The sequence below is a fragment of the Pseudomonas frederiksbergensis genome (assembly GCF_001874645.1).
In the GTDB taxonomy this organism is placed as follows: domain Bacteria; phylum Pseudomonadota; class Gammaproteobacteria; order Pseudomonadales; family Pseudomonadaceae; genus Aquipseudomonas; species Aquipseudomonas frederiksbergensis_B.
The window spans coordinates 4,392,501-4,405,863 of sequence record NZ_CP017886.1 but is presented as its reverse complement, the minus strand read 5'-3'; the positions used below and the strand labels follow the sequence as shown (position 1 = coordinate 4,405,863).

The following is a 13,363-nucleotide window of genomic DNA, read 5'->3' as shown; positions in this document are numbered from 1 at the left end:
AATTACTCCCCGCGCAGGGCTGAGACCAGCCCTTTGAATTTGCTGTTGAGCAGCGTGAAGCTGGCCTGGAAGTTGACCGCGTTTTCCGCGTAGTTCGACTGTTCCAGCTGGGCGTCCACGGTATTTTGGTCAATCGACGGTTGCATCGGCGTGCGATACAGCAACGACTCGTCACCACTGCTCAGACCTTGGGCTTCGATATGACGGCTATTGGTCATGTTCAAAGCAAAGGTGCCGTTCTTGTTCTTGTCGCTCTGGGCAGCCAGCACCGACGAGAAGTCCAGATCCCGAGCCTTGTAGTTCGGGGTATCGGCGTTGGCAATGTTGTTGGCCAGGACTTCGGCACGCTGAGCGCGGAAGCCCAGGGCTTGTTCGTGGATACCGAGCGCTTTATCGAAGCTGATGCTCATGTCGGAAACCTTTGGGTGACCTGATTTTTCGTAACAGGGGTGTAGCAAGCCTCGTGCCAGCTTATAAAACCCCGTAAACCGGGGCTTTGCGGGCAGCGGCAAAGCGGCAATGCCAGAAAAGCGGCAACTGATTTCCGTCGCCTGCCGCTTTTCTGCCGCCTCCCGCAGTAGATTTGGCAGGCAAAAAAAAACGGGAGCCCTTGAGGACTCCCGTTTTTTTTATGCAGTACCGACTACCGACCAATCACTTCGCCTGGTAGATGATCCCCGGGCTGCACTGGACCATTTGGTAATGATCCGGCAACCCGTTCAATGCTTCGGAAGCCCCCAGGAACAGATAACCGCCCGGCTTCAGCGTGCTGTGAATCCGCATCAGGATGTCTTTCTTCACTTCGGCAGAGAAGTAGATCAACACGTTACGGCAGAACACGATGTCGAACTTGCCGAGACTGGCGTAGCTGTCCAGCAGGTTGAACGAGCGGAACTCTACCCGACTCTTGATCGGTGCCTTGATTGCCCATCGCCCCGGCCCTTTCGGATCGAAGTAACGTTGCAGCCGCTCCGGCGAAAGACCGCGACCAATCGCCAGGCTGTCGTACTCGCCAGTCTTGCAGTTGGTCAACATGGTTCCGGACAGGTCGGTGGCAACGATCTGCACCCCCATCTTCAACTGCCCCATATTGACCCGCTCGAACTCGTCGATCGACATCGAGAGCGAATACGGTTCCTGCCCGGACGAGCACGCGGCCGACCAGATCCGCAGACGCTGCCCGGGACTGGCCTTGATGGACTCAGGCAGCACTTTGTTCTTCAAGACTTCAAACGGATAGGTGTCACGAAACCAGAGGGTTTCGTTCGTCGTCATCGCGTCCACCACCATCTCGCGCAAACCACTGCGCGGCTGGGTCTGCATGCGCTGCACCAACTCCCCCAAGGACTTGATGCCTTGCTGTTCCATCAGTTTGTTGAGACGGCTCGACACCAGATACTGCTTGTTCTCACCGAGCAAAATGCCACAGGCCTTTTCCAGGAAGACCCGGAACTGTTCGAAATCCAAATTACCCGTAGACAATGATGCTGCCTCTTAAATCGTGTTGACCGCCAGGAGCGAAGGCCACTAGCTGTTGTCTGCTGCTTTGATCCGGTCGACTACCCGGGATGCCAGGTCATCAGGACGGAATTTGGCAAGGAAGTCATCGGCACCGACTTTCTTCACCATCGCCTGATTGAACACACCTGACAACGAAGTATGCAGGATGATATGAAGCTTTTGCATGCGAGGGTCGCTGCGGATCTCGCTTGTAAGGGTGTAACCGTCCATTTCGGGCATTTCGATGTCAGAAATCATCATCAAAAATTCCTCTTCCGGCTTCTTGCCTTCGTCGACCAGTTTGCGCAGATAGTCCAGCGCTTGCCGACCGTCGTTCAACGAAACAACTTCAACCCCCACCGTCTGCAGACAACGCGTGATCTGTTTGCGCGCCACCGACGAGTCATCGACCGTCAGCACGCGCAAGGAAATCGCCTTGTGCTGGGTTTCGACATCCACCACACCGAAGGAAATGTTCTCCGAGGTTGGCGCAACTTCCGCCAGGACCTTTTCCACGTCGATGATTTCGACTAACTGATTGTCGACTCGAGTCACAGCGGTCAGGTAATGATCGCGACCCGTGCCCTTGGGCGGCGGATGGATCTCTTCCCAGTTCATGTTGACGATCCGCTCGACCGACCTCACCAGAAACCCCTGGGTCTTGGTGTTGTACTCCGTAATGATCACGAAAGGATTGCTTTGATCCCGCAACCCGCCTGAGCCGGTCGCCATTGCCAGATCCAGAATCGGAATGGTTGCCCCCCGAATATTCGCCACGCCGCACACGACAGGACTGGACTTGGGCATCACGGTCAGTTTGGGGCATTGCAGCACCTCCCGAACCTTGAACACGTTGATCCCGTAAAGCTGCTGGCCGTCGAGACGGAACAACAACAGCTCCAGGCGATTCTGCCCTACCAGTTGCGTGCGCTGGTTAACCGAATCCATTACACCAGCCATGCCCAGACTCCTACATCAACGCTAAGTGTGTTGCGACGCACATTCATCACTAAACGGCACGGCGCTTGCTTTTTAACTGCTATGAACGCAAAAACGACATTTTCCCGACGCCTGACATCAATGTGCCGCAAATTCCTCGGCGCTATGTCAGCCGTATGCCTGTTGAACGCTGGCAGCCCTGCCTTTGCTGACCCGGTTACCTTGCCTGATCTACTTATCGGCGTCACTCAGGGCTTTCTTGAATTCACCGTAGAAGACTATCTGGCCACCAGTCAAACCGAAGGGCGCTACGAAATCGAGGTCAACAAGCTCGACCCGCGCATGTACATGCCGGCGTGCGACAAGGAATTGACAGCGACACTGGAGAGCCCGGCCATACCTTTAGGCCGGGTTACGGTGAAGGTCCGTTGCGACGGGGCCGCCCCCTGGACCGTCTTCGTACCCGCTCAAGTCCGCCTGTTTCGTGAAGTCGTCACGACCACCCGCCCCCTCAGACGGGCCGGGATCATCGAGCCCTCAGACGTGATGCTGCGTGAGCGCGATATCAGCCTGATCAATCAGGGATATCTGACAAACGTCGATCAAGCCATCGGACAAAAACTTGTCCGACCAATGGTCAGCGACCAGGTCATTACACTCGTCCATCTGGAGCAGGCAGAAGTCGTGCGCAAGGGCGATCAGGTGGTCATCACCGCCCGCAGCGGCACGCTCAGTGTGCGGATGCCGGGTGAGGCGCTCTCCAATGGCGGCCTGAGCGAGCAGATCAGAGTCAAAAACCTCAACTCTCAACGGGTCATCAAGGCGCAAGTCATGGCCCCGGGGCAGGTGGAAGTTTCCATGTAGATAACTGGCGCGCAACCGTCCTGTTCCCTAAACTGTGCCTCACGCAGGGCAAATACCGACGCGCCCGAGCTCATCAATATTGAGCCTAAAGTTTTTCCGGGTATGGCCGAAAACATGGCAAGCGTCCAAATCCCCAGAGGTTTTTTTATCATGGTCATCGATTTCAGCCGTTTAAACAGCTCCCCCACGCTCGCAAGCAGCACGCGGACCAGCGCCAACAAGGAAACCGGTGATGCCGGCAAATCCGCGCCGCTGAGTACCTCGACCGAACAGGTCAGTGCCACCAAAAGCGGGGAATCGGTACACCTCAGCAATGAGGCTCAACAGTTGCAGAAGATCACTGACAAGCTGCGCGATCAGCCTGCCGTCGACAACGCCCGCGTGGCCGAGTTGAAAGCAGCGATTGCCGATGGCAGCTATAAGGTCGACAGCAACCGTGTAGCCAGCAAACTGCTCAACTTCGAAGCCCAGCGCTAGCCAAAGGCCTGCGCCAGGCTTTTGGACGCTTAAAACCCAAGGCCAGCCATGCACGACACTAATTTACTGCAACTGATCACCGATGACTTTGCTCCAGCTCAACAGTTGCTGGAGCTGCTGAAGACCGAATCCCTCGCCCTGCACGGCCGCGACATGCCGCAGCTCGAAGATATTCTGGCGCAGAAACAGGCACTGATCATTCTGCTGGAACAGCATGGCCGCAAACGCAGCGAAATTCTCGCAAGCCTGAACCTTCCTGCCAGCCGCGCAGGTCTGGAGCAGTTCGCCGCTCACTCAAGTATCGGCGATCAGCTGCTGACCCAAAGCGACGCTCTGACCCAACTGCTTGCAGACTGCCAAGCCGCCAACGAGCTCAATGGCCGCTCGATCCAGGTGCAACAAGCCACCACCGCCAATCAGCTGAAAATCCTTAACGGTGGCGAGCCTCCAGCACTTTATGACGCCCGTGGATCAACCTCCATGCTTGCGAAGCCCCGCGCACTCAGTCAGGCTTGAACTCATAAATAAGCGCGCTCTATCAAGGCACGAAACATGCTGGCAGAATGCTGGCTCTTGCGTGTGATCGTATTCTGTCTGGAGATTGATAAACCGTGTTCAACGCCTCAAGCGCGGAAGATGCTCCGCAGCCACCCAAGGTGCTCCGCACCCCGCTGGAAATCACCGGCAACCTGCGGATGCTGCAAGAGAGCCATGATCCCCTGATCATCACGTTCCATGAACGCAGCCAGCGCTTTCAGAGCTATCTGGTCGATGTCGATCGTGACAGCAACATGATTGCACTGGACGAAATGATCCCTCGCGATGGCGAACGCTTCCTGCTTGCCGGTGAAGCTTTTCGGATTGAAGGCTTTCATGAGGGCGTACGCATTGCCTGGGAAAGCAACGGCGCACTGACCATCGACGAGTCCAACGGCGGCCGCTGCTACCGTGGCACGCTGCCCGATGAAGTGGTTTATCACCAGCGTCGCAACGCGTTTCGCGCAGCCTTGAAACTGGCACAACTGGTGAACATTGAACTCGGTGGCGAAAAGCTCAAGACGCCCGTCAGAGGCAAACTGCTGGACATCTCGGCGACGGGTTGCAAGCTGCGCTTTGATGGCGACATTACCAGCGGGCTTCAACTGGGTCAGGTTTATGAACGCTTCATCGCCGCCCTGCCCTTCGGCAGCATGACCGCACCGGTCGAGCTGCGTTATCTGCATCACGAAGAGAAAATCGACACCACCTTCGCCGGCGTACGCTTCCACAACATGAGCGGGCTGGTGCAGCGTCAGGTCGAGCGCTTCGTCTATCAGTTACAACGCGAAGCACGCCGCTTCGACAAAGACGACATCTGATCCAGACGCTTGAAAAAACGGGCAGCCCCTTTCGGTGACTGCCTGTTTTTTTGCCTCTAAGGTCTGGCCTCGGTAAAGCTTTTCGGGTGCTCTGGCCCAGGATCATCAGACTTTTCGTCAGAGCCGCCGACGTCCTCCGCGTCGGACTTTGCGTCCCGCTCAGGATCCGGATCAGGGCTCGCGCCATTTTGCATCTGGTCATGCACGACCTGCTCATCGACCCGCGGATCGAGAGCCGCCACCAGTGGCGAACTCGACATGCTGTCTGGCATGGCCACATGATGCAGCGGCGCGTCTTCCACCTGATGCAGATTGGTCACCGCTTTCGGCCGGATGCGCCATACCAGCACCAATGCGAAGAAACTGAAGAACGCATACAGCATCTGACTGCCGAACACCTTCATCAGCACACCCGCCACCAACGGCCCGATGCTCGCCCCCACACCGTAAGTCACCAGCAACATGGCGGTCAGCGATACCCGCCGATCGCCCTCGACGTGGTCGTTGGAAAACGCCACCGCCAACGGGTAAAGACAGAACTGCACCAGTGAGCAGGCGAAGCCAGCGATGAACAGTACCTCAAGCGGCACCTGCGGCATGATCGCCAACGGCAACGCCGCCAACGCCAGGCAGAAGGCGAAACTGCGAATCAGCAGCGCCCGATCATAACGATCCGACAACCAGCCCAACGGCCACTGCACCAGCAACCCTGCAAAGATGCAGCTCCCCATGAACAGACCGACCTGCTCAGTGGAAAGCCCTTGCTGAGACGCGTACAACGGCGCCAGACCATAGAACGAACCGACGATCAGGCCAGCGCCGAGCACCGTACTGAGTGACTGCGGAACCCGCTTCATGAAAAAGCGCGGCTCCATCGGTGCCGGGTGCAAGGGGGCCGGGTGAATCCGCCGCGTCAGCGCGACCGGCACCAGGCACAGCGCAAAACACAACGCCACCAGCATCAGCAACTCCAGACCCAAGGACGGGTGCATGACCAGAATCAACTGACCCAGCACCAGCCCCAGGTACGAAGCGATCATGTAGCCGCTGAACACCAGCCCACGCTGCTTGGCATCGGCCTGCTCGTTCAGCCAACTCTCGATGACCATGTATTGGCACATCATGCCCAGGCCGACGATCATCCGTAGCACCAGCCAGGCCGGCAACCAGTCGATCAGCCCGTGCCCCAGCACCGCTGCACCAACGATCCCGGCACAGGCCGAGTAGGCCCGAATATGACCGACCCGGGCGATCAACCGGTGGCCGATTTTCCCGCCCAGCACCAGGCCGAAATAGTTGGCCGCCATCAGCGCGCCGACCCACAGACTGTCGACATGGTCCGCTGCCAGGCGCAAGCCCAGGTAAGTACTGAGGAGGCCCGAGCCGATCAACATCATCAGCGAGGCGAAATAAAGCGCTCGAAAGGATTTCCAGATTTGGCGCATCGGCGTTCCGAGCGGCTCCTTGCAGTGAGTACCGGGCTACCGTCAACGATAGCCCGACAGCGACGAAACGGTTAGGCCTGGGCCGCTAAAACGCGCCGCTCCCAGGGAGTTATTTCATCATGAAAACTGCCCAACTCCATGGTCTTCGAAGCGATGTAGCCTTCGATGAACTCCTTGCCGAACAATTCCTTCGCCAATTGGCTACGTTTCAGACGCTCAAGAGCGGCATGCAAGGTACACGGCAACGACAAACTTTCCGGCACTTCAAACTCGCCCTGAATGGCCGGCGTCGGCGCAAGCTCGTTTTCAATGCCGTACAACCCGGCCGCCAGACTTGCGGCGATCGCCAGATACGGGTTGGCATCGGCGCCCGGTAGACGGTTCTCGACCCGACGCGCCTCTGGCGAGCTGGCGGGAATCCGCAAACCCGCTGCCCGGTTGTCGTAAGACCAGCAGGCGTTATTCGGTGATGCGTAAGGATGGCACAGACGCTGGTAAGAGTTCACGTTCGGCGCAAACAACGCCGTGAAATCCGCCATGCCGGCCTGCTGGCCACCGATGAAATGACGGAAGATTGCGGTTGGCTGCCCAGCGTCATCGCTGAACACATTTCGGTCCGTGCCCATCTCGACGATGCTCTGGTGAATGTGCATCGAGCTGCCCGGCGTATGCGCCAGTGGCTTGGCCATGCACACCACCGTCAGATGGTGCTTGAGCGCGACTTCCTTGAGCAGGTGCTTGAACAGGAATGTCTGGTCGGCCAGCAGTAACGGATCACCGTGCAGCAGATTGATCTCGAACTGGCTGACGCCCATCTCGTGCATGAAGGTATCGCGCGGCAAGCCCAGGGCCGCCATGCATTCGTAGACTTCATTGAAGAACGGGCGCAAACCGTTGTTGGAGCTGACGCTGAATGCCGAATGACCTTCCTCGCGACGTCCGTCCATTCCAACTGGCGGCTGGAATGGCTGGGTCGGGTCGGTGTTCGGTGCAAAAACAAAGAACTCCATCTCGGTCGCCACAACGGGCACCAAACCGCGAGCCGCATAACGGGCGATCACCGCTTTCAACTGCCCGCGAGTCGAGAGACGCGAGCTTTCCCCGGTCAACTCATCGGCATCGCAAATGGCTAACGCGCGAGGCTGCTTGCTCCAGGGCAGACGGTGAATCTGTTTCGGATCGGCATTGAGCGCCAGGTCGCCGTCGTCACTGCCATAAAAACGTGCCGACGGATAACCGCCCATGATGCATTGCAGCAGCACGCCACGCGCCATCTGCAAACGCCGCCCCTCAAGGAATCCTTCTGCGGTCATTACCTTGCCACGCGGCACGCCATTGAGATCCGGAGTGACACATTCAATCTCATCAATGCCCGTCAATCGCTGCGCGAGTGAACGCTGGCCATCGGTCGTCATGACTCTATCCTTGTAGTACGCAAGCCGCGAACGGCGACGTGTACAAAATAGGCACCAGCCGTTCGGAATATCAAGCACTGGCACACAAAAATGTGAGCTGCCGAAGGCTGCGATCTTTTGATTTTTGCGTACTTGATGACAACGGAAGATCAAAGGATCGCAGCCTCCGGCAGCTCCTACAAAAAGCAGCGCTCGGTGCGGCCGATTTCAGGGCAGGTAGAGATTGAACAACCCGCCGCCCAGCGGACCGCCATTGCGAATCTCGGTGCGCCCATGCTCGCCGTTGCGCTGGTGCAACTGCGCAATGCGCGCGGCGAAGTACAGACCAAGGCCGGTGCTGCCACTGGCCGGGTTAATGCCCTGCACGTAATCCGTCTGGCGCTCGATCATCTGGGCCGGAAACCCTTCGCCGTCGTCATTGATCGCCATCACCAACTGCCCGGTCTCTTCACCCACGCTGATCAGCAGCGAATGCCGGGCATGACGAATGGCGTTGTTGATCGCGTTGGCCAGCACCGTTCCAATCAGTTCCCGATCGAAGAACCCGAGAGGGCTCAAGGGATCGACCTCATAAGTCACCAGAATGCCGCGACTCTTGAACACGTCCTGATGAGCCGCCAACTGTGCTTCGATGAAATCGTCCAGTTCGTGATAGTCCGGGCGCAACGGCAACTGGTTGACGCCGAGCTTGTAGAGCCCCAGCAACTGCACCAGCATGCCGTTGAGGTGAGCGAACTCGTAGTCGATCACGCCCTGTTCGGCGGTTTGCTGCTGAGCAGCAGGCAAGCGTGCAAGCCACTGTCCGTGGGCCTGCATCAGCAAAGCCAGGGAGTTCTTCATGTCGTGTACGGTGGAGGCAATCACCGTGGAAAAGTCGAGCCCCTCATCAACATCATTCATTCGCCAAACGCCTTGCTTCGCAGCTTCTGATAACGCGGATAACGCGCATCGCTCTCGGGCATCATGCCCACCATTTTCAGGCATGTACGGCACTCTTCCAGCAGCGCTGAATCGAGGCTGGCATCGGTCCCGTGCAACAGCGATTGCGCCATGTTGAGAGCAATACTGATGTTCTTCGGCTGCAACAACAGTGCACCGCGAAAAAGCTCCCGCGCCTCAGGCAGCGCGCCCGCCTTGTAACTGCGCACACCCTGGCGGTTGAGATCTGCCGCCGCGTTACCGGCGTTGAGAATCGTCGGGTCGTCGGTCTGCTGGGCGATGCCTTGCATCACCACCGGGTCATCACCGTAAATCTCTGCGCAGTTTTTCAACATCGAATTACCGGCATCAGTCTGCCCCAGCATCTTCAACTGCTTGGCAACCAGCAACGCCGCTTCAGCGCTCATGAACTGCTCCATGCCATCCAGATGGGTCAGTGCCTGCTCCGTCAGTTTCTCAGCGGTTTCGGCATCGTTGAGCAGCAGGCTGGTGGCTTTCATCAATCGCGCCCGGACCTGCAACCCCGGATCATTGATGTTTTCCTTGGCGACAGCGCTCAGGGTCTGGTTGATCTCCAGTCGCGTGCGGGTATCCAGACCTTTTTCGCTGCCTTTACTGATGAGTGCATGCGCCAGCCCCAGATTGCTTTCCGGGTCCTTGAAACGTGACTGCGCCCCTTGGGAAACCGCTTGACGATAGGCTTTCGCCGCACCTTCGAAGTCTTCGTTAGTCAGCGCCAACTTGCCCAACAGCGATTGCCTGCGCACCGCCAATGGCGACAGGCGAACGGCCTCTTCCAGCACATTCTGCGCAGCCTTGGTGTCACCTTCAGCCACCAGCACTTCGGCCAGGCCGTCATACAGCGCCGGCATCATCGGGAAAGCCTTCAGCGCCTTTTCGTAGACGGTTTTTGCCTGAGCGATCTGGCCACGTTTGAACATTAATCGCCCCAGACCGACATAGGCCCAAGGTAACGGGCGATCCGCCAGAATGCTGTTGTACAAGCGCTCCAGCGCCTCATTCTGATTCATGTCGCGCAACGCATCGGCACGGTAGCGCAGGCACAGCGGCGAATAGCGCGAGTCTTGCTTGCACAGCTCAATGCAGGCATTCAGAACTTCAACAGGCTTGCCCCGATCCAGCGCCTGCAGGATCGGCTTGAGCAACGTCTTGCGCTGCTCCAGTCGCTCCAAACGCTGGGCCAGGCCAGCGCGGTTGAAAGGCTTGGTCAGATAAGCATCCGGCTCATGCTCGAGAGCACCGAGCACCATCGCCTGACTGGTCTCGGCGGTGACCATCAGAAACACGCTTTCATGGCTGATCAGCTTCTCGACCATCAGGTCTTCGAGCACCTGCTGACCGTTCTTCTTGCCATCGCCAAGGTGATAATCCTGCAGGACGAAGTCGTAGCGCTTCTGCGCACACATGCGCAGCGCCACCTCGCCCGTATCAGCAGTGTCGACATCCTTGACACCCAACTCACGCAACATCGATCTGACTGAACTACGGAAATCCGAGAAATCATCGACGATCAAAAAGCTCTTTTGGTGGTACGCCAGCATCGAAGATTCCAGGCAATTAAGAAGATGAACCCAAAGACAAATGCAGGGACCAGCTCAACTTCGCCGCCCATTGAGGCGTCGTGCAGGACAACGGCCCATCGGGTTATCGGCCAGTTGTGGCGTTCCCTTATAGGTGTCAGCACAAATTGTGGGTTTACGTGGGCGCACTGCAAAAACACCTCAAAAAAAACCCGCCAGGTAATCCTGAACGGGGCTTTTTCGATGTTGTTTTCGACTACGTTGCGGTCGCGATGATGTTATAGACGTCGGAGCGCGTGCAGAAACATCGTGTGTTAGTGGTGTCCCTGCAGTGGTCAACTAATCCCGGACACGACGTTAAGTTTTTTTGAAGGCTAACAGCTTGGTTGCCAGTATGACGAGCTGCACCATACCAAAAACTGTGCGGGCACTTTAGGGGTAATGCCCTAAGTGGTTGTCCTTGACGGCCAAAACGACGGTCGGACGTTGGTGCAGCCAAAGGGCACTTTCTCGCAGGCAAAACAAAACCCCTACCTGCATACGCAGATAGGGGTTTCGGAATTTAATCTTGACGATGACCTACTCTCACATGGGGAAACCCCACACTACCATCGGCGATGCATCGTTTCACTGCTGAGTTCGGGATGGGATCAGGTGGTTCCAATGCTCTATGGTCGTCAAGAAATTCGGTAGCCAGGTCGTCACTCGCGCAACGCTCCAGCAAATGGGTATGTGATAGCTCGGTGCTTTGTGAATCGCAAACTTTCGGTTTACTTCGTCTTCACACACCGCAATCTGGCGCCCTTTCGAGTCACTAAATTGCTTGGGTGTTATATGGTCAAGCCTCACGGGCAATTAGTATTGGTTAGCTCAACGCCTCACAGCGCTTACACACCCAACCTATCAACGTCGTAGTCTTCGACGGCCCTTCAGGGAACTCAAGGTTCCAGTGAGATCTCATCTTGAGGCTAGTTTCCCGCTTAGATGCTTTCAGCGGTTATCTATTCCGAACATAGCTACCCGGCAATGCCACTGGCGTGACAACCGGAACACCAGAGGTTCGTCCACTCCGGTCCTCTCGTACTAGGAGCAGCCCCTCTCAAATCTCAAACGTCCACGGCAGATAGGGACCGAACTGTCTCACGACGTTCTAAACCCAGCTCGCGTACCACTTTAAATGGCGAACAGCCATACCCTTGGGACCGGCTTCAGCCCCAGGATGTGATGAGCCGACATCGAGGTGCCAAACACCGCCGTCGATATGAACTCTTGGGCGGTATCAGCCTGTTATCCCCGGAGTACCTTTTATCCGTTGAGCGATGGCCCTTCCATACAGAACCACCGGATCACTAAGACCTACTTTCGTACCTGCTCGACGTGTCTGTCTCGCAGTCAAGCGCGCTTTTGCCTTTATACTCTACGACCGATTTCCGACCGGTCTGAGCGCACCTTCGTACTCCTCCGTTACTCTTTAGGAGGAGACCGCCCCAGTCAAACTACCCACCATACACTGTCCTCGATCCGGATAACGGACCTGAGTTAGAACCTCAAAGTTGCCAGGGTGGTATTTCAAGGTTGGCTCCACGCGAACTGGCGTCCACGCTTCAAAGCCTCCCACCTATCCTACACAAGCAAATTCAAAGTCCAGTGCAAAGCTATAGTAAAGGTTCACGGGGTCTTTCCGTCTAGCCGCGGATACACTGCATCTTCACAGCGATTTCAATTTCACTGAGTCTCGGGTGGAGACAGCGCCGCCATCGTTACGCCATTCGTGCAGGTCGGAACTTACCCGACAAGGAATTTCGCTACCTTAGGACCGTTATAGTTACGGCCGCCGTTTACCGGGGCTTCGATCAAGAGCTTCGCGTTAGCTAACCCCATCAATTAACCTTCCGGCACCGGGCAGGCGTCACACCCTATACGTCCACTTTCGTGTTTGCAGAGTGCTGTGTTTTTAATAAACAGTCGCAGCGGCCTGGTATCTTCGACCGGCATGGGCTTACGGAGCAAGTCCTTCACCCTCACCGGCGCACCTTCTCCCGAAGTTACGGTGCCATTTTGCCTAGTTCCTTCACCCGAGTTCTCTCAAGCGCCTTGGTATTCTCTACCCAACCACCTGTGTCGGTTTGGGGTACGGTTCCTGGTTACCTGAAGCTTAGAAGCTTTTCTTGGAAGCATGGCATCAACCACTTCGTGTTCTAAAAGAACACTCGTCATCAGCTCTCGGCCTTAGACCCCCGGATTTACCTAAGAGTCCAGCCTACCACCTTAAACTTGGACAACCAACGCCAAGCTGGCCTAGCCTTCTCCGTCCCTCCATCGCAATAACCAGAAGTACAGGAATATTAACCTGTTTTCCATCGACTACGCTTTTCAGCCTCGCCTTAGGGACCGACTAACCCTGCGTCGATTAACGTTGCGCAGGAAACCTTGGTCTTTCGGCGTGGGTGTTTTTCACACCCATTGTCGTTACTCATGTCAGCATTCGCACTTCTGATACCTCCAGCAAGCTTCTCAACTCACCTTCACAGGCTTACAGAACGCTCCTCTACCGCATCACCTAAGTGATACCCGTAGCTTCGGTGTATGGTTTGAGCCCCGTTACATCTTCCGCGCAGGCCGACTCGACTAGTGAGCTATTACGCTTTCTTTAAAGGGTGGCTGCTTCTAAGCCAACCTCCTAGCTGTCTAAGCCTTCCCACATCGTTTCCCACTTAACCATAACTTTGGGACCTTAGCTGACGGTCTGGGTTGTTTCCCTTTTCACGACGGACGTTAGCACCCGCCGTGTGTCTCCCATGCTCGGCACTTGTAGGTATTCGGAGTTTGCATCGGTTTGGTAAGTCGGGATGACCCCCTAGCCGAAACAGTGCTCTACCCCCTAC

The 13,363-nt window shown here is 56.6% G+C and carries 11 protein-coding genes and 2 rRNA genes (1 of these 13 running past the window's edge); 4 read left to right on the top strand and 9 right to left on the bottom strand.

Translation table 11 applies throughout. The features are described 5' to 3' along the window. Positions 1-2: 2 nt before the first annotated feature. From flgB to BLL42_RS21050, 3 genes are all read right to left on the bottom strand, one after another. Positions 3-410, bottom strand: coding sequence for a flagellar basal body rod protein FlgB (gene flgB / locus BLL42_RS21060; RefSeq protein ID WP_071553829.1), 408 nt, complete (start codon positions 408-410; stop codon positions 3-5). A 244-nt stretch (positions 411-654) separates the two neighbouring features. Continuing rightward, positions 655-1,482 (bottom strand): protein-glutamate O-methyltransferase CheR, encoded by an 828-nt coding sequence (gene cheR / locus BLL42_RS21055; protein ID WP_071553827.1) that lies wholly within the window; start codon positions 1,480-1,482, stop codon positions 655-657. Between the two features lie 45 nt (positions 1,483-1,527). Further along, on the bottom strand, positions 1,528-2,460 hold the full coding sequence (locus tag BLL42_RS21050) for a chemotaxis protein CheV (RefSeq protein WP_071553824.1): 933 nt from the start codon (positions 2,458-2,460) through the stop codon (positions 1,528-1,530). A gap of 81 nt (positions 2,461-2,541) precedes the next feature. On the opposite strand from BLL42_RS21050, the gene flgA reads away from it, so the two are divergent. From flgA to BLL42_RS21030, 4 genes are all read left to right on the top strand, one after another. After that, positions 2,542-3,303, top strand: a complete 762-nt coding sequence (flgA, locus tag BLL42_RS21045) for a flagellar basal body P-ring formation chaperone FlgA (RefSeq protein WP_071553822.1) — start codon at positions 2,542-2,544, stop codon at positions 3,301-3,303. Between the two features lie 150 nt (positions 3,304-3,453). After that, positions 3,454-3,780 carry a flagellar biosynthesis anti-sigma factor FlgM gene (gene flgM / locus BLL42_RS21040; RefSeq protein ID WP_071555812.1) on the top strand — a complete coding sequence of 109 codons (327 nt, stop codon included), beginning with the start codon at positions 3,454-3,456 and terminating at the stop codon, positions 3,778-3,780. A gap of 48 nt (positions 3,781-3,828) precedes the next feature. Then, complete coding sequence (locus tag BLL42_RS21035) at positions 3,829-4,296, top strand: flagella synthesis protein FlgN (protein WP_071553820.1); 468 nt, start codon at positions 3,829-3,831, stop codon at positions 4,294-4,296. Positions 4,297-4,391: 95 nt separating this feature from the next. After that, positions 4,392-5,138, top strand: a complete 747-nt coding sequence (locus tag BLL42_RS21030) for a flagellar brake protein (protein ID WP_071553818.1) — start codon at positions 4,392-4,394, stop codon at positions 5,136-5,138. A gap of 56 nt (positions 5,139-5,194) precedes the next feature. Here the strand turns inward: BLL42_RS21030 and BLL42_RS21025 are convergent, their stop codons facing one another. The 6 genes from BLL42_RS21025 to BLL42_RS21000 all read right to left on the bottom strand — a co-directional run. Beyond that, positions 5,195-6,583: an MFS transporter gene (locus BLL42_RS21025; RefSeq protein WP_071553816.1), complete on the bottom strand. Its 1,389-nt coding sequence runs from the start codon at positions 6,581-6,583 to the stop codon at positions 5,195-5,197. Positions 6,584-6,654: 71 nt separating this feature from the next. Further along, positions 6,655-7,896: a glutamine synthetase family protein gene (locus BLL42_RS21020; RefSeq protein ID WP_174553371.1), complete on the bottom strand. Its 1,242-nt coding sequence runs from the start codon at positions 7,894-7,896 to the stop codon at positions 6,655-6,657. A gap of 309 nt (positions 7,897-8,205) precedes the next feature. Then, entirely contained in the window at positions 8,206-8,898 is a 693-nt protein-coding gene (locus tag BLL42_RS21015) for a sensor histidine kinase (protein WP_071553812.1), read from the bottom strand. Then, positions 8,895-10,499, bottom strand: coding sequence for a tetratricopeptide repeat-containing response regulator (locus BLL42_RS21010; RefSeq protein ID WP_071553810.1), 1,605 nt, complete (start codon positions 10,497-10,499; stop codon positions 8,895-8,897). Before BLL42_RS21010 ends, BLL42_RS21015 begins: the two co-directional genes overlap by 4 nt. 545 nt (positions 10,500-11,044) lie before the next feature. Continuing rightward, positions 11,045-11,160 (bottom strand): 5S ribosomal RNA (gene rrf, locus BLL42_RS21005). A gap of 152 nt (positions 11,161-11,312) precedes the next feature. Beyond that, a 23S ribosomal RNA gene (locus BLL42_RS21000) occupies positions 11,313-13,363 on the bottom strand; it runs 841 nt beyond the window's last position.

Excerpts from the sequence above, each read along its gene's own strand:
- BLL42_RS21015 (WP_071553812.1), bottom strand. The coding sequence starts at position 8,898 with ATGAATGATGTTGATGAGGGGCTCGACTTTTCCACGGTGATTGCCTCC.
- flgA (WP_071553822.1), top strand. The coding sequence starts at position 2,542 with ATGAACGCAAAAACGACATTTTCCCGACGCCTGACATCAATGTGCCGC.
- BLL42_RS21010 (WP_071553810.1), bottom strand. The coding sequence starts at position 10,499 with ATGCTGGCGTACCACCAAAAGAGCTTTTTGATCGTCGATGATTTCTCG.
- flgM (WP_071555812.1), top strand. The coding sequence starts at position 3,454 with ATGGTCATCGATTTCAGCCGTTTAAACAGCTCCCCCACGCTCGCAAGC.
- BLL42_RS21020 (WP_174553371.1), bottom strand. The coding sequence starts at position 7,896 with ATGACCGCAGAAGGATTCCTTGAGGGGCGGCGTTTGCAGATGGCGCGT.
- BLL42_RS21050 (WP_071553824.1), bottom strand. The coding sequence starts at position 2,460 with ATGGCTGGTGTAATGGATTCGGTTAACCAGCGCACGCAACTGGTAGGG.
- flgB (WP_071553829.1), bottom strand. The coding sequence starts at position 410 with ATGAGCATCAGCTTCGATAAAGCGCTCGGTATCCACGAACAAGCCCTG.
- BLL42_RS21035 (WP_071553820.1), top strand. The coding sequence starts at position 3,829 with ATGCACGACACTAATTTACTGCAACTGATCACCGATGACTTTGCTCCA.
- BLL42_RS21025 (WP_071553816.1), bottom strand. The coding sequence starts at position 6,583 with ATGCGCCAAATCTGGAAATCCTTTCGAGCGCTTTATTTCGCCTCGCTG.